General features: G+C 53.0%; 21 protein-coding genes. 10 read left to right on the top strand and 11 right to left on the bottom strand.

What is annotated here, in order from left to right; all coding sequences use genetic code 11:
- The first annotated feature begins 18 nt into the window (after nt 1-18).
- Nucleotides 19-357, top strand: coding sequence for a nitrogen regulatory protein P-II (gene glnB / locus ABVN36_RS14480; protein ID WP_000717694.1), 339 nt, complete (start codon nt 19-21; stop codon nt 355-357).
- Nucleotides 358-405: 48 nt separating this feature from the next.
- Here the strand turns inward: glnB and dtpD are convergent, their stop codons facing one another.
- The 5 genes from dtpD to hmpA all read right to left on the bottom strand — a co-directional run bounded on the left by dtpD (nt 406) and on the right by hmpA (nt 8,754).
- Nucleotides 406-1,866, bottom strand: coding sequence for a dipeptide permease DtpD (gene dtpD, locus ABVN36_RS14475; protein WP_000856793.1), 1,461 nt, complete (start codon nt 1,864-1,866; stop codon nt 406-408).
- 55 nt (nt 1,867-1,921) lie between these two features.
- On the bottom strand, nt 1,922-4,066 hold the full coding sequence (gene cadA / locus ABVN36_RS14470) for a lysine decarboxylase CadA (RefSeq protein ID WP_001100652.1): 2,145 nt from the start codon (nt 4,064-4,066) through the stop codon (nt 1,922-1,924).
- A gap of 82 nt (nt 4,067-4,148) precedes the next feature.
- A complete protein-coding gene (gene cadB / locus ABVN36_RS14465) occupies nt 4,149-5,480 on the bottom strand; it encodes a cadaverine/lysine antiporter (RefSeq protein WP_000100008.1) in 1,332 nt (443 codons plus the stop codon).
- Nucleotides 5,481-5,840: 360 nt separating this feature from the next.
- The gene (gene cadC / locus ABVN36_RS14460) at nt 5,841-7,382 is read right to left on the bottom strand and encodes a lysine decarboxylation/transport transcriptional activator CadC (protein WP_023138112.1); all 1,542 of its coding nucleotides are present in this window, start codon (nt 7,380-7,382) and stop codon (nt 5,841-5,843) included.
- Between the two features lie 181 nt (nt 7,383-7,563).
- A complete protein-coding gene (gene hmpA / locus ABVN36_RS14455; protein WP_000883139.1) occupies nt 7,564-8,754 on the bottom strand; it encodes an NO-inducible flavohemoprotein in 1,191 nt (396 codons plus the stop codon).
- Between the two features lie 324 nt (nt 8,755-9,078).
- Here hmpA and glyA point away from each other — a divergent pair, with 324 nt between their 5' ends.
- Both glyA and ABVN36_RS14445 read left to right on the top strand, forming a co-directional pair.
- The gene (gene glyA, locus ABVN36_RS14450) at nt 9,079-10,332 is read left to right on the top strand and encodes a serine hydroxymethyltransferase (protein WP_000919178.1); all 1,254 of its coding nucleotides are present in this window, start codon (nt 9,079-9,081) and stop codon (nt 10,330-10,332) included.
- Between the two features lie 195 nt (nt 10,333-10,527).
- Entirely contained in the window at nt 10,528-11,667 is a 1,140-nt protein-coding gene (locus ABVN36_RS14445; protein WP_001173729.1) for a 3-phenylpropionate MFS transporter, read from the top strand.
- On the opposite strand, the gene csiE is transcribed toward ABVN36_RS14445, so the two are convergent.
- Complete coding sequence (gene csiE, locus ABVN36_RS14440) at nt 11,662-12,939, bottom strand: stationary phase inducible protein CsiE (protein WP_000982961.1); 1,278 nt, start codon at nt 12,937-12,939, stop codon at nt 11,662-11,664. The two genes, ABVN36_RS14445 and csiE, sit on opposite strands and share 6 nt — an antisense overlap.
- Before the next feature lie 125 nt (nt 12,940-13,064).
- Here csiE and ABVN36_RS14435 point away from each other — a divergent pair, with 125 nt between their 5' ends.
- Both ABVN36_RS14435 and ABVN36_RS14430 read left to right on the top strand, forming a co-directional pair.
- Entirely contained in the window at nt 13,065-13,703 is a 639-nt protein-coding gene (locus ABVN36_RS14435; protein WP_000805728.1) for a DUF1007 family protein, read from the top strand.
- Nucleotides 13,694-14,680, top strand: a complete 987-nt coding sequence (locus ABVN36_RS14430) for a nickel/cobalt transporter (protein ID WP_023138113.1) — start codon at nt 13,694-13,696, stop codon at nt 14,678-14,680. Before ABVN36_RS14435 ends, ABVN36_RS14430 begins: the two co-directional genes overlap by 10 nt.
- Here the strand turns inward: ABVN36_RS14430 and asrC are convergent, their stop codons facing one another.
- The 5 genes from asrC to suhB form a co-directional block, all read right to left on the bottom strand.
- A complete protein-coding gene (asrC, locus tag ABVN36_RS14425; protein ID WP_023138114.1) occupies nt 14,681-15,694 on the bottom strand; it encodes a sulfite reductase subunit C in 1,014 nt (337 codons plus the stop codon). It lies immediately after the preceding gene.
- 10 nt (nt 15,695-15,704) lie between these two features.
- Nucleotides 15,705-16,523 (bottom strand): anaerobic sulfite reductase subunit AsrB, encoded by an 819-nt coding sequence (gene asrB / locus ABVN36_RS14420; protein ID WP_000017587.1) that lies wholly within the window; start codon nt 16,521-16,523, stop codon nt 15,705-15,707.
- A gap of 3 nt (nt 16,524-16,526) precedes the next feature.
- Nucleotides 16,527-17,570, bottom strand: a complete 1,044-nt coding sequence (gene asrA, locus ABVN36_RS14415; protein ID WP_000985209.1) for an anaerobic sulfite reductase subunit AsrA — start codon at nt 17,568-17,570, stop codon at nt 16,527-16,529.
- A gap of 181 nt (nt 17,571-17,751) precedes the next feature.
- On the bottom strand, nt 17,752-18,630 hold the full coding sequence (locus tag ABVN36_RS14410) for an alpha/beta hydrolase (RefSeq protein WP_023138115.1): 879 nt from the start codon (nt 18,628-18,630) through the stop codon (nt 17,752-17,754).
- Between the two features lie 144 nt (nt 18,631-18,774).
- On the bottom strand, nt 18,775-19,578 hold the full coding sequence (suhB, locus tag ABVN36_RS14405; protein ID WP_000553467.1) for an inositol-1-monophosphatase: 804 nt from the start codon (nt 19,576-19,578) through the stop codon (nt 18,775-18,777).
- A gap of 118 nt (nt 19,579-19,696) precedes the next feature.
- Here suhB and trmJ point away from each other — a divergent pair, with 118 nt between their 5' ends.
- From trmJ to iscA, 5 genes are all read left to right on the top strand, one after another.
- Nucleotides 19,697-20,428, top strand: a complete 732-nt coding sequence (trmJ, locus tag ABVN36_RS14400) for a tRNA (cytosine(32)/uridine(32)-2'-O)-methyltransferase TrmJ (RefSeq protein WP_000940032.1) — start codon at nt 19,697-19,699, stop codon at nt 20,426-20,428.
- Between the two features lie 159 nt (nt 20,429-20,587).
- Nucleotides 20,588-21,082, top strand: coding sequence for a Fe-S cluster assembly transcriptional regulator IscR (gene iscR, locus ABVN36_RS14395; protein WP_001241346.1), 495 nt, complete (start codon nt 20,588-20,590; stop codon nt 21,080-21,082).
- 180 nt (nt 21,083-21,262) lie between these two features.
- Nucleotides 21,263-22,477, top strand: a complete 1,215-nt coding sequence (gene iscS / locus ABVN36_RS14390) for a cysteine desulfurase (RefSeq protein ID WP_000775263.1) — start codon at nt 21,263-21,265, stop codon at nt 22,475-22,477.
- A gap of 27 nt (nt 22,478-22,504) precedes the next feature.
- Entirely contained in the window at nt 22,505-22,891 is a 387-nt protein-coding gene (iscU, locus tag ABVN36_RS14385; protein ID WP_000331704.1) for a Fe-S cluster assembly scaffold IscU, read from the top strand.
- 28 nt (nt 22,892-22,919) lie between these two features.
- Entirely contained in the window at nt 22,920-23,243 is a 324-nt protein-coding gene (gene iscA / locus ABVN36_RS14380; RefSeq protein ID WP_000028952.1) for an iron-sulfur cluster assembly protein IscA, read from the top strand.
- Nucleotides 23,244-23,369: the final 126 nt, after the last annotated feature.

Raw genomic sequence — 23,369 nt, 5'->3', positions numbered from 1 at the left:
ACCTTTTCAAGGAATAGCATGAAAAAGATTGATGCGATTATTAAACCCTTCAAGCTGGACGATGTCCGTGAAGCGCTGGCCGAGGTAGGTATTACCGGTATGACGGTCACCGAAGTCAAAGGCTTTGGCCGTCAAAAAGGCCACACCGAGCTGTATCGCGGCGCGGAATATATGGTGGATTTTCTGCCGAAGGTAAAAATTGAAATCGTTGTGCCTGACGACATCGTGGATACCTGTGTTGACACCATCATTCGTACCGCGCAGACGGGGAAAATCGGCGACGGTAAGATCTTTGTCTTTGATGTCGCCCGCGTTATTCGTATCCGTACTGGCGAAGAAGACGACGCGGCTATCTGATGTGCCGATTCGCTGCCCGTCCCCTCCTTGTGGGCAGCGAACCACCGTTTAATCGCCCTGCGGTAGCGCCGATGTAGTCCGGGTGCAAACCCATCTCAGGCCGACAATGGCGACGATCAGCGCCACGCAACTTAGCGTCCACTCGCCCATTTGCGAGAAAAAGTGTCCGTAGGCGGCTACCGCCGTATCACTAATTTGCGATTCCGTGGTTTGTTGCGCGACGACGCCAGCCAGCCAGTTAGCGACCGCGCCGGTCGCCAGCATATAAATACCGGTTAGTACGCCCGTGACGCCAGGCAGGTTGAGGCGGGTAATTTGCGCCATCGCGACCGGATCAATAAACAGCTCCGCAAAGCCCATCAGCGCCAGCCCTGCGATCATCATTCCCATTGATGCCTGCCCATCTAACCGGGCCTGATGCGCGTTTAGCGCCAGCAGCATAAAACCGCCGCCCATTAATACCAGCCCCACGGCAAATTTAAGCCAGACGCGCAGCACCGAGCGGGCGCTCTCTTTCGGGCTGCTCAGCCACGCCAGCACCACGCCCGCCGCCATCACCGCAATCGCATTGACCGACTGGAACAATGCGGTGGGGACGGTCATGTTCAGCCAGTGGCGGTTGACAAAACGGTCGATGAATAAACTGATCGAACTTCCGCCCTGCTGCGCCAGAACCCAGAAGAGAGTGCCGGTGATCATTAACAGAACGATTTGCCACAAGGCGCGACGGTGTTCGGGAAATTTAACCATAATACGGGCGATGAGTTGCGCCGCGAAGACGCAGACAATGGCCAGCACATAGCCAGACCAGTTATTTTCCAGCAGGAGGGTGAAGAATACCGGCGCGATACACAGCATTAATACCAGCCAACCCCAGGTTGGAAGGGCGAATTTAACCGCCCGCAGCGCGGGGCGATTAACACCGCGCGTCTGCTGAAAGTGGCGATGACCGCTTAAAAAGATGAGCAGGCCGATGAACATTCCTACGCCCGCCAGCGCAAAGCCGACATGCCAGCCATACCACTGCGCCGCCAGACCACAGGCGATCGGCGCGGCTATCGATCCTATATTCCCGGCGGCGTAGAGCAGCGAGAATCCCCCGTCGCGGCGGTTGTCATCAGGGGCGTAAAGTTCGCCCAGCAGACAGCTAATATTGGATTTAAACAAGCCGTAGCCGCAGATAATAATGGCCAGCGCCGCATATAAACTCAGCGTTGAATCAGATTCTAAGCCCAATACCACATGACCCAGCGTCATCAATAAGGCGCCGGTGATAACCGCCACGCGGTTGCCAAGCAGGCGGTCGGCAAGCCAGCCGCCAAGAATAGGGGTAACGTAAACTAAAGAGGCGTAGGCGCTGAAGAGGTTGATCGCGTGGCTGTCATTAAAACCAAGCTGGTGGGTAAGATAAAGGATGAGTAAGGCACGCATGCCGTAAAAGCTGAAGTATTCCCAAATTTGAATCGCCACGATGTAAAAAATCGCGCGCGGTTGTGAGGGTGTTTTCATAAAGTCTCCTTGCTGCGTGAAAAAAGGGAAGTGGCAAGCCACTTCCCTTTGGTACTTATTTCGTATTTTCTTTCAGCACCTTAACGGTGTAACGTCCGTCTGCCTGACGATAGGCGCCGTGGATATCGGTTTCGAAGCCCGGATAGTGGGCGCCGATTTCGCACAGCATTTGCAGGAATTCCAGTACCGGACGGCTTTCCTCGGTGATCATTTCACCAGGCATCACCAGCGGCACTCCCGGAGGGTAAGGAAGGATCATGTTGGCGTTGACGCGACCAACCATCTCTTCAAGATACACCTCTTCCGTTTCGCCATGCAGCTCTTTCTGGAACGCAGTATACGGCGTCATCACCATTTTCGGCAGCACTTCAAACGCACGGTACATTAAGTCCGGCAGATTATGGTGTTCGACCAGTTTATGAATATTCTGTGCCAGTTCCTGGATGCGCATATTTTCATAAAACTCAGGCGCTTCGCGGTACAGTGCCGGCAGAATGTTTTTGACGCGCAGGTTCAGGTCAAAGGCGCGTTTAAATTCAGTGAGCGCGCGCAGCAGGCTCAGAGCTTTGGTTTTGTCGATACCAATGCTGAACAGGAACAGCAGGTTGTATGGACCGGTTTTTTCTACGATGATGCCGCGTTCATCGAGATATTTGGCGACCAGACTTGCCGGAATACCGAACTCATCCATCGTACCGTCTTTCTTCATCCCCGGCGTCAGGATAGTGACTTTGATCGGGTCGAGGTACATGTGTTCGTTATCGATATTTTTGAAGCCATGCCATGCGCTATCTGAACGCAGCGGCCAGCACTCAGCTCCATCGATATGTTCCGGCTGCCATACGTCAAAGAACCAGCCGTCAGATTCGCTTTTCAGGCGTTTAATTTCTTTACGGAATTTAATCGCACGTTCAATAGAGCCGTTAATCAGGCGTTTACCCGCATTACCTTTCATCATCGCCGCTGCGGTTTCAGTAGACGCTACGATACCGTAGTGCGGAGAAGTGGTGGTATGCATCATGTAGGCTTCGTTAAAGGTTTCTTCGTTAATGTCGCCTTTAACATGAATCATGGATGCCTGTGAAAACGCCGCCAGCAGTTTATGCGTGGACTGGGTTTCATAAATGATTTTGCCTTCTACACGGTCGCCGCTCATACCGCATTTACCCTGATAAATAGGGGAGAAATTGGTGTAAGGCACCCAGGCGGAGTCAAAATGAATGGACTTCACATCCAGAGTTTTCTTGATGTAGTCAGTGTTATACAACAGACCGTCATAGGTTGAGTTAGTAATAACAGCATGGACCGGCCAGGTTGCGTTAGGCGTCTCTTTTACCCGTTTAGCGATAGTGGCGTGCTGGAACTCGCTTTGCGGAATACCGCCAAGAATACCGTAGGCGTTACGGGTTGGGCGGAAATAAATCGGCGTAATGTCGCTCATCATCATCAGATGGGTCAGCGATTTATGGCAGTTACGGTCAATCAGTACCGTGCTGCCTGCCGGCGCGGAGTACATACCGACGATTTTGTTCGCCGTAGAGGTGCCGTTCGTCACCATGTAGCTACGTTCGGCGTTAAAGACGCGGGCGATATACTCTTCCGCTTCTTTATGCGGGCCGGAGTGGTCCAGCAGTGAACCCAGTTCGGAAACGGAAATCGAAATATCGGATTTCATCGTGTTCGGGCCGAAGAAATCATAAAAGATGCTGCCGACGGGGCTTTTCTGGAAAGCGGTCCCGCCCATGTGGCCAGGCGTACAGAAAGTATATTTCCCTTCGCGCACATATTTGAACAGTGCTTTTGTCAGCGGCGGCAGAATATTGTCGATGTATTCATCGGTATTCTGGCGAATTTTCGCCGCGATATCGGCTGCGGCGCCTAAAGCATATTCAAAGAAGCGAACCTGCATTCTCAGATCGTTGAGGCTGACGTCCAGCGTAGAGTAGCTGTTGGCGAAGGCGTACAGCGGCATATACTCGTTCAGCTTGCTAATCTCTTCGCAAAGCTCAAGGTTATATTTATCCCAGTCGAAAATGACGCCGCAAAGGCGGGAGTTATTTTCAATCAGCTTCAGCAGGTCTTCTCGGTCGTTTGGATAGACGATACGGAAATTTAAACCTTCCAGTGCACGATGCAGTTCACGAATAGGCTCTTCTTTAAAGTAGACGCCCATGTGGTTCATGATAGCAATAACGTTCATAGTCTTGTTCCTGGTAAAGTGGGCCCCTCCCGCTACGCTATAGCAGGTGACGAAAGGGGCTTTGAGAAAAAGGAGTTAGCGGTTAAAGCGCTTCAGCCGTATTGTTGTCGCTGTCGTTGTTCTGGCGCTGGTGCATTTTGCGACCGTAGAACATCAGGATGATCAGACTGACGATAAAGGTGCCGGAGAGTTCGAAGGAGCTGGCGCCCATCAGTGCGATGAAGCAAAATGCGCAGCCCAGTACAGAACAAATCAGGCTTACCGAGTTACGGATGTTGAACCCTTCGAAGCGAATCAGGTCAACACAGGAGTAGAAGTACGGCAGCATGGTAAGCAGTACGGCAATCCCGGTCAGTTCGCCGAACAGGTCGGACGCTTTACCGCCGCTGGAGTTCATGATGGTGATCAGAATCATCAGCGCCGTCATTTTCACCGCAGCCAACAGCAGACCTTTTTTCGGAATACCGTTTTTATCCATTTCACCGTAAATTTTCGGGAAGTTGCCGTCGTTGGCGGCGCGAACCCCAGCCTGGCCGACCAGCATCATCCAGGAGCCCAGAGACGTCAGGCAGGCGAAAGCGGTAAAGGCGGAAACCAGCGGCGCAGCCCAGCCACCCAGAATCGTGGAGGTACTGATAGCGAACGGCGCGCCGGAAGAGGCCATAACGGAAGCTGGGAACATCCCGGCGATAACCTGAGTCGCGGCGATATAGATGATGCCTGCCAGCGCGGTACCCAGCATGGTTGCCAGCGGTACGGTGCGTTTCGGGTTTTTCACCATGCCGGTGCTGACGGCGGCAGACTCAACGCCAACGAACGCCCACAGGCAGAGCAGAATACTTTTAACAATGGCGTGAGAGTCGGTCGTCGTGGACGTGTTCCAGTTCGCGTGATAGGTCGCGATATCGAACCAATGCCAGCCGGCGACTGCGGTCAAGACTACCGGGATCAGCACCAGGAATAGGCCAATCGTTGTCAAGCGGCTGACCCAGGCCCCACCCAGCATATTAATAAAGGTGAACAGCCAGACGATAGCAATACAGGCAATACCTGCCGGTATTGGATTATTTAATGCCGGGAAGAACGTAGAAAGATAAGAAACAGCGGTAATGCCGATGGCTAAGTTACCAATCCAGTTTGCGTGATAATAAAGAACGCCGGTCTGGAAACCAAACGCCGGAGATATTTCCCCAGCATAAGCGATAGGGCCACCCTGTTGAGGGTTTTTGGTTGCCAGCCTCGCATAAACATAAGCCAGCGACATTGCCCCAATAATAGAAATTACCCAGCCCCAGATGGCAATGCCACCAATACTGGCAAGGTTGGCGGGTAATAATGCAATCCCGCTCCCCATCATATTACCGGCAACGACGCCAGTACAGGCAAATAGCCCGATCTTTTTGACAGAACTCATGTTCATTTCTCCTGAGCTGTATTTTTAAGAACCGGGCTTATGCTTCATATATGCTGCGTGCCCGTTCAACTGTCGACAAGATTAACGAATGGGTTGAGATAAGTCCTAAAGAAAAAGTGAAATAAACACAAACATGAAAAAACTGATAGATTGATTTTTTTGAATTAACATATAAACATCATGGAAAATATCATGAAAGGATAAACATCGTTTAATTACAAAGGGTTATATTTACATTTCTTTGCGATGAATATGTTGCCAAAATTAACATAAGCTATTTTTGGCAACATATTTTTCACAAAATAAAAGCGAAAAATTTAATATCTTTTCGCTTTTATTTGTCATGGTTCAGCGTTAAATTTAATCTTCTGCCAGAAAACTATTCAGATAAGGGACAATTTTCTGAACGGATGTCTGAAATACGCCGTTCTCGATCCAGTACAGCGTGTTTTCACCTGGACGTAAATTAAAGGCGGTCAGATAGGCATCAGCGGCCAGACGATTCTCACCTTTCATTTCGTAAACTTTCCCCAACAGGACATAGTTAAACCACGACATTTCAAGCTCGATGCTTTTATTGATTTCCTCATACGCTGCATCGATATCACCTTTGCCCAAAAGATCAACGGTCTTGATTTTATAATAAACAGACGTTTTCTCAACGCCCGGAATTTGATCTATTTTTTTAAACTCTTCGTTCAGTGCGGCCACTTGTTCTTTATCAAACGGCTGCTGTGATTGCCGTAATACATCTACCAGCACTTTATATTCATAGGCATAGTTGAAATCAGGCGTTTCCTTAATAATGCCATTCAGAATATCGCTGGCTTTACCTAGCGCCTGCGCATCGCCGCTCAGAATAAGCTGGCGCGCCTCATAAAAACGCATCAGCGCGGTATTTTGCGGCGTTCTGAACAGGGCCAGTTGTTCTCGCATACGATTAGGCCAGGGCTGTGTTAAAACGAAAGACAGGCTATTAAACAGATCATCCTGGATGGACAACTGGTTAGTATTGGTGACGAAATAACGCTTATCCAGCATGGTTGAACCATCGGCGTTATCAATGAGCACTACAGACATAAAGCACTGCTGCGCCCGATAGTGGCGCTGATTGACAAACTGAATGGTTAACGTCTTACCGGAGCTGCTTGGCTCATTGACCCGGTAATTGGTTTTATCGTGCACCATAAAAGTCGAGTAGGTGTTCAGCAGGTCGGTGATTAAGCCACCCAGACCGATGGCGTAGGACTCCTGCGAGACCCAGTTATTACAGGAATTGCCGCCTTCAAAACGAACATCTATATCTCGTGGGTTAAGTAATAACCGCGTTTTTGTTACCGCGGCATTATGATCTACCACCGACATCACGATAAACACCACCAGCGTCGCCAGCGAGAGCAGGAACATCACCCACGTCCAGAAAGCGGCGATACGCGGCTTTTTCGCCTTTTTAGTCGGCGTTTGCAAAGAGGCGGGCGGCACAGGCGCAGCGGCAGGAACCCCCTCTGTCGGTTCTGCATTCGTCGCTGCGATCGGCGGCGGCGACGTTGATGGATTATCGATCTCATCGCTATTTTCTTCGCACCAGATAACCGGCGCCGTCAGCTTATAGCCGCGTTTAGGTACGGTAACGATGTATTCAGCATTGCTGTCTCCGCCATCTCTTAATGATTTGCGTAGTTCAGAAATGCTTTGGGTGACAACATGGTTGGTCACGATGGTGCGCATCCAGACATGATCAATAATGTTATCCCGGCTTAACACTTCATCCGGATGATGCGCAAAATACATCAGAAGATCGATCAGCCGTGGTTCAAGAGTAATCTGGCGTCCCTGACGACTGATCTGATTAACAGAAGGTGTAACCAGCCACTCTCCAATGCGTACAACAGGTTGCTGCATAAAAAGATGCCCTAACGAGCTAAGTCAAACGTTAATAATAACACGATTTGCACAGACTTTTTTTATTCCCCTTTTTTGTAAAAGAAAGGCATAAAAAGCAGCGCAATAAGCAGGGGAACGGGGAGGAAAACGGGCGTTCGCCTTAACGATAACGCCCGTTTTTTCAGAGGATTTCTTGCAATTACAGCACTTTATGCGGGCCGAAGCATTCGTAATGAATGTTTTCGTTATTCACGCCAAGTGAAACCAGTTGTTTTGCGGCAAACTGCATAAAGCCTACCGGGCCGCAAAGATAGAACTGCATTGCCGGATCGCTGATCGCGGCTTCCAGTTTGCTTAAATCCATCAGCCCTTCGCTGTCAAAGACGCGTTGGGTGCGATCGGCCTCGGTTGGCTCGCGGTACCAGGTATGGGCAGTGAAACGCGGCAGTGTACGGCCCAGCTCGCTCACTTCGTCGGCAAACGCATGGACGTCGCCGTTCTCCGCCGCGTGGAACCAGTTCACCTGCGCGGTATGCTGTTCTTTCGCCAGCGTATCGAGCATCGCCAACATCGGCGTCTGGCCGACGCCAGCGGAAATCAGCGAAACGGGGGTATCAGCGGCGACATTCATAAAGAAGTCACCTGCCGGCGCAGCCAGATGCACCACATCGCCTACGCTGGCGTGATGGTGTAACCAGTTTGATACCTGGCCGCCGTCTTCACGCTTCACGGCAATACGGTACCCTTTGCCATCGGGTTTACGGGTCAGTGAATATTGGCGGATCTCCTGATGCGCAAAACCTTCCGGCTTCAGCCAGACGCCCAGATACTGCCCGGGACGGTATTCCGCCACCGTACCGCCGTCGACCGGTTCAAACTCAAAGCTGGTGATCAGTGCGCTACGCGGGGTTTTCGCAACGATGCGGAAGGGGCGCGTGCCTTCCCAGCCGCCGTCTTTGCTGGCGTTCTCGTGATAAATCTCGGCTTCCCGATGAATAAAGACGTTAGCCAGTACGCCATAGGCTTTGTCCCACGCGTCCAGCACTTCCTGGCCCGGGTTGAACATTTCGTCCAGCGTCGCCAGCAGATGTGTCCCGACGATGTTGTACTGCTCCGGCTTAATCTGGAAGCTGGTGTGCTTCTGCGCGATTTTTTCTACCGCCGGCAGCAACGCCGGTAAATTTTCGATATTGCTGGCGTAGGCCGCGATAGCATTAAACAGGGCTTCACGCTGATCGCCGTTACGCTGGTTGCTCATATTGAAGATTTCTTTGAGCTCCGGGTTATGCGTAAACATACGGTCGTAGAAGTGGGCGGTCAGTTTCGGTCCTGTTTCAACCAGCAGGGGAATGGTGGCCTTTACTGTAGCGATGGTTTGTGCGTCAAGCATACGTGCTTCCTTTATGTGAAAATCTAATGATGTATATCAAATGCATCTTATAAAAATACCCTTGCATTGTAAATGGATCTTCTCTGCTTTACGTTATGGATGTAACAACGTGAAAAATCTGCATCACAAAGCTGAAAAGAAATCCGTTGAAATTCGTCAGACTCTCGTTCAGGAAACCCTTATCTGACGCACAGGTAATCGTTTGCGTAAAAACCTTTGTCAAGACCTGTTATCGAAGAATGATTCGGTTATACTGTTGGCCGAAGTCCCACGGACTGCCTTTTCAGGCACAAATTTTATTGTTAGCTGAGTCAGGAGATGCGGATGTTAAAGCGTGAAATGAACATTGCCGATTATGATGCCGAGTTGTGGCAGGCTATGGAGCAGGAAAAAGTACGTCAGGAAGAGCACATCGAACTGATCGCCTCCGAAAACTACACCAGCCCGCGCGTGATGCAGGCGCAGGGGTCTCAGCTGACCAACAAATACGCTGAAGGTTATCCGGGCAAGCGCTACTACGGCGGTTGCGAATACGTTGATGTCGTAGAGCAGCTGGCTATCGACCGCGCGAAAGAACTGTTCGGCGCCGACTACGCTAACGTGCAGCCGCACTCCGGTTCTCAGGCTAACTTCGCTGTTTACACCGCGCTGCTGCAGCCGGGCGACACCGTTCTGGGTATGAACCTGGCGCAGGGCGGCCACCTGACTCACGGCTCCCCGGTTAACTTCTCCGGTAAACTGTACAACATCGTACCTTACGGTATCGATGAGTCCGGTAAAATTGACTATGACGAGATGGCGAAGCTGGCCAAAGAGCACAAGCCGAAGATGATTATCGGTGGCTTCTCTGCCTACTCCGGCGTGGTTGACTGGGCAAAAATGCGTGAAATCGCTGACAGCATCGGCGCATACCTGTTTGTCGACATGGCGCACGTGGCGGGCCTGATTGCCGCAGGCGTTTACCCGAACCCGGTTCCGCACGCTCACGTTGTCACCACCACCACCCACAAAACCCTGGCGGGTCCGCGCGGCGGCCTGATCCTGGCGAAGGGCGGCGATGAAGAGCTGTACAAAAAACTGAACTCCGCCGTGTTCCCAAGCGCGCAGGGCGGCCCGCTGATGCACGTGATCGCCGGTAAAGCGGTAGCGCTGAAAGAAGCGATGGAGCCGGAGTTCAAAGTTTACCAGCAGCAGGTGGCGAAAAACGCCAAAGCGATGGTAGAAGTGTTCCTGAACCGCGGCTACAAAGTGGTGTCTGGCGGCACTGAGAACCACCTGTTCCTGCTGGACCTGGTGGATAAAAACCTGACCGGTAAAGAAGCTGACGCCGCGCTGGGCCGTGCTAACATCACGGTGAACAAAAACAGCGTGCCGAACGATCCTAAGAGCCCGTTCGTGACTTCCGGTATCCGTATCGGTTCTCCGGCGGTTACTCGTCGCGGCTTCAAAGAAGCGGAAGTGAAAGAGCTGGCTGGCTGGATGTGTGACGTGCTGGACAACATCAATGATGAAGCCACCATTGAACGCGTGAAAGCGAAAGTGCTGGATATCTGCGCCCGCTTCCCGGTTTACGCGTAAGCGCTTGTGTTGTGAGAATGGCCCGATGGCGCTGCGTCTGTCGGGCATTACTTATGCGCCATAACGTGACGCCGCCGGAAGTCATTATCCGGCGGCGTTGTCGTTTGAACTTCTCCCTCCGCCTGTTAACCTTATGTTACCCTTGCCAGCGCAACCGTTTACCGCCAGACTATCGCCTCCAAACGGGAGGGAATCATGGCATTGCATTCCACGCGCTGGCTGGCGCTCAGTTATTTCACCTACTTCTTTAGTTACGGTATTTTTCTGCCCTTCTGGAGCGTCTGGCTCAAAGGTCTTGGGCTAACGCCGGAAACCATCGGTCTTCTGCTGGGCGTGGGTCTGGTCGCGCGTTTTCTCGGTAGTCTGCTCATTGCGCCTCGCGTAAGCGATCCTTCGCGGTTGATCTCCGCGCTGCGCGTACTGGCATTGCTGACGCTGGTATTTGCGCTGGCATTTTGGGCAGGAACGCATGTCGCGTGGCTAATGGTGGTGATGGTTGGGTTTAACCTCTTCTTTTCACCACTGGTGCCGCTGACCGATGCGCTGGCCAATACCTGGCAAAAGCAAATTACCCTGGACTATGGTCGGGTGCGGCTGTGGGGGTCCATCGCCTTCGTGATAGGGTCGGCGCTGACCGGTAAGCTGGTGAGTTTATACGATTACCAGGCGATTCTGGCGCTACTGACGCTCGGCGTCGCCTCGATGTTGCTGGGTATGTTGTTACGTCCCAGCGTGCCGCCGCAAGGGGAAAGCCGTCAGCAGGAGAGCGCAGGCTGGCCCGCCTGGCGTACGCTGGTGGCACAAAGTTGGCGTTTTCTCGCCTGCGTCTGTTTGCTGCAAGGGGCGCACGCCGCCTACTACGGTTTTAGCGCCATCTACTGGCAGGGGGCTGGCTATTCAGCATCGGCGGTCGGCTATTTATGGTCGTTGGGCGTGGTGGCGGAAGTGATCATTTTCGCCCTGAGTAAAAAGCTATTTCGCCGGTTTAGCGCCCGCGACTTGCTGTTGCTTTCTGCTGTGTGCGGCGTGGTACGCTGGGGACTGATGGGCTGGAGTACGGCGTTGCCGTGGCTGATTGTGATACAAATCCTGCACTGTGGCACGTTTACCGTTTGCCATCTGGCCGCCATGCGCTATATCGCTGCGCGTCAGGGAAGCGAGGTGATTCGTTTGCAGGCCGTCTATTCCGCTGTGGCGATGGGCGGCAGTATCGCGATTATGACGGTATTTGCCGGTTTTCTGTATCAACATCTGGGCGGCGGCGTATTCTGGATTATGGCGCTGGTGGCATTGCCCGCTATCTTCCTTCGGCCCAAAGTGGTTGCCGCGTCATGATTCCAGGATCTTGCGGATCTGCTGCTGTTGGTGCTCTGTGAGGGCGCGATCCGCATGAATTAATGGCGGTGAGAAGAGCGGTAGCGGCGTGGCGTAAGGGGTAACAATCAGCGCTACGCCGCGCGGGCATCCCTCTTTTTGAAACGCCTGGAGCGATATCCGTCTGATATTCAGCGGCAACAGGGTCAGTTCACGCAGTTGCTGCTCAATATGCGTCTCCAGCGCATCATTTTTATCCGCTAACAATACGATCTGTCTCTCATGCAAATCGTTATCCTGCATCAGCCAGGCGCCGAAAATCACTGCCACCAGCCCCGTCTCTTCCTCGGAAAAGTGGATACCATATTCGGCTTCAAACCCGGCGAGCGCCTCACGTGTGGTGCGAACCAGACGCGGATAAAGACGGTTGAACTCTTCCGGAAGCGTATTATCGATGCCAATCGTGAATAAACTTCGGTTCAGCGCCTGGGCGAGATGGACATACAGCTGATCGTTAAGCCCTTGTTCGTCGCTGAAGCGTACGTTCCCTTTTTCTCGAAAGCGCAGCACCAGCCGCGCCACCTCCAGTCGCAGTTGCTGCGCCCGTTGATGCGTGTCGCGAATCGGGTCGGGGAGGCGAATCATTGAAAACAGTAACGCCATAAACAGCGCTTCATTGAGCGGTGCGGCCTGCATCACGTGGCGCTGCCAGTGACGACCAATTTCCTGGGCGAGTGGATATTCCGCGCACGACTGCGCCCAAATCTGCTGTACAGGGTTGAACTCCGGGGTGATGCCGGCATGGTGTTGTAGCAGACAATACTGTAAAAAGAGACGCAGGAACTGCACGTCGCGATGTTCAAATGGTTTTTGCAACCGGCGGGCGCACAGATTGATGAGCGCGTGCAGATTAATATCGTCATACAGCGGACGCGCGATACCGCGCTGCTTTAGCGCGTTTTTTAAGGCCGGGGTAAACTGTTGCGTGACGAAGGTCGGGCATAAACGCAGGCCGCGCCTGAGCCAGTGTAAAAGGCAAAGGCGCTGATCGAGTGCTGTACCTTCGATCCGATAGCAACCGTTCTGGCATGTTGTGATGGCAAGGCGATGATAGCGCTGGATCTCCAGGCTTGTCTCAGTGATATCCTCACGGGCAGTATCATCATCAACGCCATTAAGCGCGCTGAAGATTTCCACCGTGGCAATTGGCTCCGGCTGGAAAAGCGTCAGCAATACCTGACAGCGGCGCTGGGGAGCGGAAAGTACAGATGGTGGGGCAATTGTCGGCATCATCTGTCAGGTCTCCCGTTAGTTTGTCTGGTAAGGATAGCTAAAGTTTGCGTGTGAAAAATGTGATAAGCGTGCTTTTAGGCCAGGAATGCTGAGGAACGTCACAGAATTTTTATCGCGAGGAACAGATGAAGCCAGTGAAACGCAGCGCCTTAACACTATTTCTCGCCGTTTTATCTTTCGTGGCGGCAGCGCATCCGCACAGCTTCATCCGTCTGCAAACGCAGGTGGTCAGTGAAAATGAGCAATTTGTGGCGTTAAAAATGCGCTGGACAATGGACGCGCTGACGTCCGCAGATCTGCTGTATGACGCCGGAAACGCGGCACCGGGGTCAGAAATATGGAAAAAGTTGGCGGCGGAAGTGATGGCTAACGTACTTGGGCAGCACTACTTTACAGAAGTGTGGCGCAATGGCGCGAAAGTGAAGTTTAAAAACAGGCCGACAGAATACGGTATGACGCGTGACGCGCATCAGGCGGTATTGACCTTTACGCTACCGCTGGCTGAACCGCAGCCGTTAAGCGGACAGACTTATACCTTTTCAACGTTTGATCCCTCTTATTATGTCGATATGCATTATGACCAGGACAGCGATATCACGATGCCGGAACCGCTGCGCGAAAAGTGTCGGATTCAGGTTTATACTCCTGCGCCCGGCGAAGAGACGCTACGTTTCGCCCAGTCGCTGGATAAAGAGGACGCGCCGCCGGAGGATATGGATTTAGGTAAACAGTTTGCCCAAACGGTGACCTTGCAATGTCAGTAATTTTTTCTCAACGCACTCCGGGGCGACGCTGGCTCTCGCTGTGGCCACTGGCGTTATTCCTGCTGCTGATGCTGGTTGGCGGTCTGTGGATATGGCAGGCCTGGCCGCAGGTGATGTTGAAAAGCGCTCTTTGGCAGCGGGACGTGAATCAGCAGTTGAGCGCGCTGCTTAACGCGGTGGCGACGCATCCTGAGCGGGCGGGCGGATCGTTGCTTCTGCTGAGTTTTATGTATGGCGTGCTTCATGCGCTGGGGCCGGGACACGGCAAAGTGGTGATCGCGACATGGCTGGCGACGCATCCTTCGAAGCTGAAATCAAGTATCGTGTTAACCCTCGCCGCCGCGTTATTACAGGGGTTCGTGGCTATCGGGTTGGTGGTGGGCGTGCTGACCGTATTGCAACTTCCGGCCAGGCAGCTCCATCTGAGCGGTTTCTGGCTGGAAAAGGGGAGCTATGCGTTAGTTGGCGGGCTGGGCATCTTGCTGTGCTGGCGGGCCATAAAAAGGTTACGCGCGCTGCTACGTAAACCTGCCTTTATCGCTTTTACGCCGCGCCATGTTCACCATGAAAAATGCGGCTGCGGACATCAGCATTTACCGACGCAGGAACAATTGCATAGCGGCGATGACTGGCGCGCGCGACTCATGATCGTACTGTCTATGGGGATGCGGCCCTGTTCCGGCGCGATAATGGTGCTGTTATTCAGTAAAGTGATTGGCGTTTTTAGCTGGGGAATGGCGTCGGTACTGGCAATGGCGGCGGGAACCTCGCTAACGATTACCTCGCTGGCGCTGCTGGTACACACTTTTCGTGCTCTGGCGGTGAAACTCAGTGGAAACAAAGCGCCGGCGTTATGGCGGCAGGTAGGCTGGTCAACGCTGGCGCTGGCCGGAGGGGTCATACTGCTTGTTGCGGCGCTGGTCATGTGGTTTAGCGTGCCGCAGCCTGTGGGCGGGCTGCGGCCATGGCGTGGTTGATTAGTGCCCGGCGGGTTTGAGATGCATCCGCGCGACGGATTCGTCTTCGGCCCAGTAAATGCGTTCGGCGACCATCGCTTCCGGATTGAGCTGAACGCCGCGCAGTACCCGTTCTTTAAAACGCAGGTAGCCGCCTTTGTCGATCAGATGGCCCATATGGAGATAGATCGGTTTTCCGCCGAGCATCTCTTTTTCAAATTCATACAGGTTAACGATCACCTGCTTTATCACATCTTCAGTCACCCAGTTGAGGAAGAGCTTGCCGACGCGCGGCGTCTTTTTACTGGTGCGTCCGCCCAGACGGACTTGCCAGAGCTGATCCGGCTTACGTTGCCAGGCCAGCGTCGGACAGGCCAGCACGCACTCGCCGCAGCCGATACAGGCGGACTCTTCTTTGACCGCTTTGCCGTTCTTCAGCGCCAGGCAGCCTACCGCGTGGTGACTACAGGCCTTCACGCAGGCGCCGCAACCGATACAGCGATCGGCAGTGAAGCGCATTTTCGCCACGCCAATAATTCCCAGATCGGCCATTGACGCCTTCGCGCAATCATTCGGGCAGCCAACGATGACCGTTTTGAGATGATAAGGGCTGGGATAGACCAGTTTTTCAAGACGACGGGACAGACCGGTCGTGTCAGTGTTGGCTTTCTGGCAAATGCGGTTCCCCTGACAGGCGACAATATTTCGCCCGCCAATAGCGAGATAGCCCGCTTTGGTATCCTCAATCTGGACGTCGCACAGTTCTATTTCAATCTCGCGAAGAAACGGCTCCAGCGCGGCGTTCACGTTGTCGATATCTTCGTAACGGATACCCGGCATCGCCAGCTTCTGGCGGGTAGTGAGGTGAATTTGTCCGTTGCCCCAGGTTTCGGCGATGTCACGCGCCACCGTTAGCAAATGCGCAGGCAAAATACCACCGGGAATGCGGACGCTGATCATGGCTTCGCCGCGCACTTTTGACAGGCGATATTCGTTTTTCGCACGGGCTTTAATGATATCAATATCAATGCTCATGATGTTCTCCTTAATCGGCAAAACGTTGCGCGACAGCGTAGTTAAATATCGGGCCGTCGGTGCAGACATACACTTCGCCCATACGGCAGTGGCCGCACTTCCCGACGGAGCAGGCCATCCGGCGTTCGTAGTCCACCCAAATTTGCTCCGGCTTGAGCCCTTTTTGCAGCAGCATTTTTACGGTAAAGGTAATCATTATTGGCGGCCCAACGACGATGGCCTGCATGGTGTCGATATCGCTAAGCGTCATGTCGGCAAGCCGATCGGTCACCCGACCAATCTGGTAACGGTCATCAGCCTCGCCTTCATCCAGCGTGAGCACCAGATTATGTTTGCCGCGCCATGTCGCCATTTCTTCTTTGTACAGCACGCAATCGCGATTTTTATAGCCGAGAATCATATCCAGCTGACCAATTTCCTGGGGATTCTCAACGAAATAGCGCATTAAGCCTTTCACCGGCGCGACGCCCGTGCCGCCTGCGACAACCAGTAAGGGTTTATGGCGCAGCGTATCGACCGGATAGCCATTGCCATAGCAGCCGCGTAGCCACACGTTGTCGCCTTCTTTCAGCGTAAAGAGGGCGCTGGTCACTTTTCCGACATTACGAATCAGCAGATCTATCCAGCCGTCGCCGTAGTCGGAAACGGAGATGGGCGCTTCGCCGACGCGCGGCAGCGACACCTCAACAAATTGCCCCCAGTGCGCGGGAAAATCGACGGCCACGCGGAAATTCCACTCCAGCGGCGTGTGGCGAGTAATACTGAGGATGCGGTACGCCGCAGGCAGCAAACTGTGCTGCGGTTTATCATGACAGGAACAATGTGACATGCGTTATGCCTCCTCTGCCAGCGCCTGCCGAACGGCAGCGGTCATTTTATTGATAATCAAAGAAAATTTGATGTATTGCGGGCAGCGATCGTCGCAGCGGCCGCAGCCGACGCACATATGTTCAATGCCGTTGCGCGCTTTGTAGTCATTGACCTTATGCAGGGCGCGGTAGCGCAGACGCTCGCCGGGTTTTTCGCGAAAACCATGACCGCCGGCCATGTCGCTAAAGCCCGGCACCATGCAGCTTGCCCACTGGCGACGGCGTTCGCCGCGCTGCGGATTTTCATCATAGGCGACGTCAAAGACGCTATAGCAGGTACAGGTTGGGCATCCGGTAGTGCAGCGGCCACAACTGATGCAGCGGCTGTCGTAGGCGTCCCATAGCGGATGGCGGGTGAGAATGTCGCGAATTTTTTGCGGATCGCGGCAAACGCTGTCCGGCGTGACGACGGTTTCCCGGTTTTCGCTGACGAAAGAGGGGGTATAGTCAGCCTCCTGCCCCAGCCCTTGTATCGCCGCCTCGATAAAGGGATCGCGGATGCTGACAAGCGCGCCCTCATCGCTAAAACGCATGGCGGCGCTATAACAGTCAGTTTTATTGGTACCCATTGAGACGCAGAAACAATTTTCGAAGCTTTCTTCACACTCAATAAGGACGAAACGAATATGCTCCCGTAGCAGTTGATAACTGTAATCGGAATTATTCCCATTTGATAAATACATATAATCCAGCCGCGACATGGCGTTAATGTCGCAGGCACGGGCAAAGATGATTATCGGGGAAGTGTCTGTCTCGGCAATTTGGATGGTGTCTTTATCGAAATAAAAGAGCGTTTCGGTGATAGGGGCAATTATGGTATTTGGCGACATGTGCGATTTCTCGTGCCAGATGAGATCGCGCCAGCCGCTAATCCGTTGATAAATAATGTTGTCAGTGTCGGAAAAACGCCCGCCGCGAAACTCTGCGGACGGGGCAAACACGCGCCATTTTTTGTTTAATCGCTGGATAAGCAAACTAAACTCGTCAGGCGTAATTTTGATAGCCATCACATACTCCACAGTAATATTCAGGAAAAACAAATGAAAATAAATTGTTATAAAAATCAGTTGAATATTACTGTTACGCTAGCGCTAATCCACCGCCTTCGCTAACGGGAAAAAATGGTTTTTACTATCGGTATAATAAATATATTCTTAATCATAAAATATGCATATATACAGCGTCGCGCTATTTAGCGGATAGCGCGGTCTGAATAAATTTAATCATTGCATCACGGTAAAGGTTTGCATAACGTCCGGAAAAAGCATCAATGTGATCGCCGTCAGGAATGAAGATTTTTTGTTTGGGCTCCCGGGCGAGGGCATACAATTTCTCACTGTCCTGCCAGGGAATAACATGGTCTGCCGTGCCATGAAGAATCAATACCGGAATGGGGCTGACGCTGGCGATATTGCGATCCGCGCTATAGCGGTCATCAAGCAAATAGCCGCTGCCCGGGATCATCTGGTTGGCGATGGAGGAATAGGATAAAAACGTTGAGTCGAGGATAATCGCACGTATGCCCGCCTGGTCGGCGTAGCGCATATTTGCGCAGCCTACGCAGTGGCCTACGGCGGCCAGTACATTATTGCCGCCCAGGCTCTGCCCCAGCAGTATCAGGCGCTCGGGGTTAACGTCGGCGCGATGCCGCACATAATCTATCGCGCTTTTCGTATCATCCAGTAGCCCTTCTTGTGATGGAGTGCCCTCCGATTCGCCAAAACCACGGTAATCAAACATAAACAGGTTTACGTTGCGTTCTGGCAGCCAACTGACTAACGGCCAGTGCGCCGACATATTTCCGGCGTTGCCATGGACATGAATCACCGTCGCGACGGCGTTTTCCGGCCTGCCGAAAGCAGTGGGAATAAACCAGCCGTGCAGATGCGTGCCATCTTTGGCGGTAAAGGTAATGGATTCAGCTTCGGCAGGGGTTGGCCCATAGACTTTATTGTCCGGGTAATAAAAGGCATTGATCGCTACGCGGGGTAGCAGATAAATACAGACCACAATGATAAACAGAATAAAAAGGGATTTGACGATGCGTCGGGTATGTTGAAGGGTCATGTTCGCTTCCTTGCCGCTTTATGCCAATAGCGGAGCAGGGAGCGATCGTACAAAAACATGCAGGCAAGTAAAGCGATGAGGCTGTGTTTAGGAAAAACGCCTGAAAAGGCACGGCGGATGAGTGGCCCCATCCGCCGAAGAGACTTAGCGCTTCAGCGCATCGCTCAGTTCGTCGCGCATATTCGCCAGCATGGCTTTAACGACGCGCGGATTCCCCGCCACGATATTACCGGTCATCATGTAGTTATGACCGCCGGTGAAATCGCTGACGATACCGCCCGCTTCACGAACCAGCAGTTCGCCCGCGGCGAAATCCCACGGACGAAGGCCAATTTCAAAGAAACCATCGACACGACCTGCAGCCACATAGGCCAGATCCAGCGCGGCGGAACCGGTGCGGCGGAAATCGGCGCATTCGGTGAACAGCTTGCCGATAATATTAATGTAGGTGGTCGCGTATTGTTTGGCTTTGAACGGGAAGCCAGTAGCGAGGATAGTGCCGTCCAGATCGCGCGCGGTACTGCCGCGCAGACGGTAGCCGTTCAGCTGTGCGCCCTGACCGCGGGTGGCGGTGAACAGTTCGTTACGCATCGGATCGTACACGACAGCCACTTCAGTACGGCCTTTAATGCGTACAGCAATGGAAACAGCGAAGTGTGGCAGACGTTTGATGAAGTTGGTGGTGCCATCCAGCGGATCGATAACCCATTGAACATCCTGATCTGTGCCAACGTGCTCACCGCTTTCTTCGGTGATAATAGTGTGTTGCGGGTAAGATTTGCGAATGGTGTCGATAATCACCGCTTCAGCGGCCTTATCTACATTGGTCACAAAATCGTTACTGCCTTTTTGGCTCGCTTCTACAGCGTCCGGAGTTTCATAGTTTTTGGCAATTACATTACCCGCCTTGCGCGCTGCGCGCACGGCGATGGTCAGCATCGGATGCATCGGTCTCTCTCACTGGATGTTAAAGAACGGGAAAACGGCGCAGAGTATAGCAGCGAGATCGGAATCTGTCTTGGTTTTATGGTAAGATGTCAGAATAATCTTTAGCTGAAGAAAGACAATGCTGCAAAACATTCGAATTGTGCTGGTGGAAACCTCCCACACCGGCAATATGGGCTCTGTGGCTCGCGCTATGAAAACCATGGGCTTAACTAACCTGTGGCTGGTAAACCCGTTGGTGAAACCGGACTCCCAGGCCATCGCCCTGGCGGCAGGCGCCAGCGATGTGATTGGTAATGCGCAGATCGTCGATACGCTGGACGAAGCGTTGGCTGGCTGTAGCCTGGTGGTCGGCACCAGCGCCCGCTCCCGCACTCTGCCGTGGCCGATGCTTGATCCGCGCGAGTGTGGCTTAAAAAGCGTGGCGGAAGCGGCAAATACGCCGGTTGCGCTGGTTTTTGGTCGTGAGCGTGTCGGGCTGACTAACGATGAGTTGCAAAAATGCCATTATCACGTCGCGATTGCCGCTAACCCGGAGTACAGCTCGTTGAATCTGGCGATGGCGGTACAGGTCATCGCGTATGAAGTCCGTATGGCCTGGCTGGCGACGCAGGAAAACGGCGACGCGGCAGATCATGAAGAGACACCGTATCCGCTGGTGGACGATCTTGAACGTTTCTACGGCCATCTGGAGCAGACGTTGCTCTCCACTGGCTTTATTCGCGAAAACCATCCGGGGCAGGTGATGAATAAATTGCGCCGTCTGTTTACCCGCGCCCGCCCGGAAAGCCAGGAGTTGAATATTCTGCGTGGGATTCTGGCGTCTATTGAGCAGCAGAATAAAGGCAAGTAACCGCGTTAATGCCGCACGGAACGCTAAATACCTGACTAATTTACTCAAGTAAATAGTTGACCAAATTACTCGGGAATGTCAGACTTGTCCCTGCTATGCAATACCCCCATTTTACAATAAAAAACCCCGGGCAGGGGCGAGTTTGAGGTTAAGTAAGACATGAGACTGACATCTAAAGGGCGTTATGCCGTGACCGCAATGTTAGACGTTGCGCTCAACTCCGAAGCGGGCCCGGTACCGTTGGCTGATATTTCTGAACGTCAGGGGATTTCCCTTTCTTATCTGGAACAGCTATTTTCCCGTTTACGTAAAAACGGTCTGGTTTCCAGCGTACGCGGGCCGGGCGGCGGTTATCTGCTGGGTAAAGATGCTGGCAGTATCGCGGTCGGCGAAGTGATCAGCGCGGTTGATGAATCCGTTGACGCGACCCGTTGCCAGGGCAAAGGCGGCTGCCAGGGCGGCGATAAATGCCTGACCCATGCGCTGTGGCGTGATTTAAGCGATCGTCTGACCGGTTTTCTCAACAATATTACCTTAGGCGAGCTGGTGAATAACCAGGAAGTTCTGGATGTGTCTGGTCGCCAGCACACGCATGACGCGCCGCGCGCCAGTGGTCGTGCGCAGGACGCTATCGACGTTAAATTACGCGCTTAATTAAAATATTACGCCATCTCTTCTGGCGGCCTCATGCGGTGAATGCCGCGGTCGTCTGAAGGATGAAGCGTAAAAAAGAATTCAGAATCAGGCCGGGACGCGGACGTCCCGTCAACACGGTCGTACATCCAGCCGGTTGCCTGATTCCTTGCATTGAGTGATGTACGGAGTTTAAGAGCAATGAAATTACCGATTTATCTCGACTACTCCGCAACCACGCCGGTGGACCCGCGTGTTGCCGAGAAAATGATGCAGTTTCTGACCCTGGACGGAACCTTTGGGAACCCGGCGTCTCGTTCACACCGTTTCGGCTGGCAGGCTGAAGAAGCCGTCGATATCGCCCGCAACCAGATTGCTGAACTGGTCGGCGCCGACCCGCGTGAAATCGTCTTTACCTCAGGGGCGACGGAGTCCGATAACCTGGCGATCAAAGGCGCTGCCAACTTTTATCAGAAAAAAGGCAAGCACATCATCACCAGCAAGACCGAGCACAAAGCGGTGCTGGACACCTGCCGTCAGCTTGAGCGCGAAGGGTTTGAAGTGACCTACCTGGCGCCGCAGCGCAACGGCATCATCGATCTCAACGAGCTCGAAGCAGCGATGCGTGACGACACCATTCTGGTTTCCATCATGCACGTGAACAACGAAATCGGCGTGGTGCAGGATATCGCGACCATCGGCGAAATGTGCCGCGCGCGCGGTATCATCTACCACGTTGACGCCACCCAGAGCGTGGGCAAACTGCCTATCGACCTGAGCCAACTGAAAGTGGATCTGATGTCCTTCTCCGGTCATAAAATTTATGGCCCAAAAGGCATTGGCGCGCTGTATGTGCGTCGTAAGCCGCGTATTCGCATTGAAGCGCAGATGCATGGCGGCGGGCACGAACGCGGTATGCGCTCTGGTACTCTGCCTGTCCACCAGATCGTCGGCATGGGCGAAGCTTACCGTATCGCGAAAGAAGAGATGGAGACCGAAATGGCCCGTCTGCGCGGTCTGCGTAACCGTCTGTGGAACGGCATCAAAGATATTGAAGAAGTTTACCTGAACGGCGACCTTGAGCAGGGCGCGCCAAACATTCTCAACGTGAGCTTTAACTACGTTGAAGGCGAGTCGCTGATCATGGCGCTGAAAGACCTGGCGGTCTCTTCCGGTTCCGCCTGCACCTCCGCCAGTCTGGAACCGTCCTACGTGCTGCGCGCGTTGGGCATGAATGACGAGCTGGCGCATAGCTCTATCCGTTTCTCTTTAGGTCGTTTTACCACTGAAGAAGAGATCGACTACACCATTGATCTGGTACGTAAATCCATTGGCCGTCTGCGTGACCTTTCTCCACTGTGGGAAATGTACAAGCAGGGTGTGGATCTGAACAGCATCGAATGGGCACATCATTAATCGGTATCGGAATCAGGAGAATTTATAATGGCTTACAGCGAAAAAGTAATCGATCACTATGAGAACCCGCGTAACGTAGGGTCGTTTGACAACAACGACGATAACGTGGGAAGCGGCATGGTTGGCGCTCCGGCCTGCGGCGACGTCATGAAGTTGCAGATTAAAGTTAACGATGAAGGTATCATTGAAGACGCGCGCTTCAAGACTTACGGCTGCGGTTCCGCTATTGCCTCCAGTTCTCTGGTAACGGAGTGGGTGAAAGGGAAATCCCTGGACGAAGCGCAGGCGATTAAAAACACCGACATTGCAGACGAACTGGAGCTGCCGCCGGTGAAAATTCACTGCTCTATTCTGGCGGAAGACGCGATTAAAGCCGCTATTGCGGATTACAAAAGCAAACGCGAAGCGAAATAAAATAGAACGTTAACATTGAGGTTTTGTTATGTCGATTACACTTAGCGACAGTGCAGCAGCGCGAGTTAATACCTTCCTGGCCAACCGTGGTAAAGGGTTTGGTCTGCGTCTGGGCGTGAGAACCTCCGGCTGCTCAGGTATGGCTTATGTACTGGAATTTGTTGACGAGCCAACGGCGGAAGACACCGTGTTTGAAGACAAAGGCGTTAAGGTAGTGGTTGACGGCAAGAGCCTGCAATTTCTGGACGGTACACAGCTGGACTTCGTAAAAGAAGGTCTGAACGAAGGGTTTAAATTCTCCAACCCGAATGTGAAAGATGAATGTGGTTGCGGCGAAAGCTTCCACGTGTAACCGTGTTCCGCTGTTATACCGAGCATTCGTGCTGCAGAAAAGCGGCAAGCGAGTGAATCCCCAGGCGCTTACTTGAGTAAATGACTGGGGGAACCCGCGCAGACAACGCATCTGCGGCGCGAAGTA

This window comes from Salmonella sp. SJTUF15581, assembly GCF_043356775.1.
Taxonomy (GTDB): domain Bacteria; phylum Pseudomonadota; class Gammaproteobacteria; order Enterobacterales; family Enterobacteriaceae; genus Salmonella; species Salmonella enterica.
This window is presented reverse-complemented; position numbering and strand designations above follow the sequence as displayed.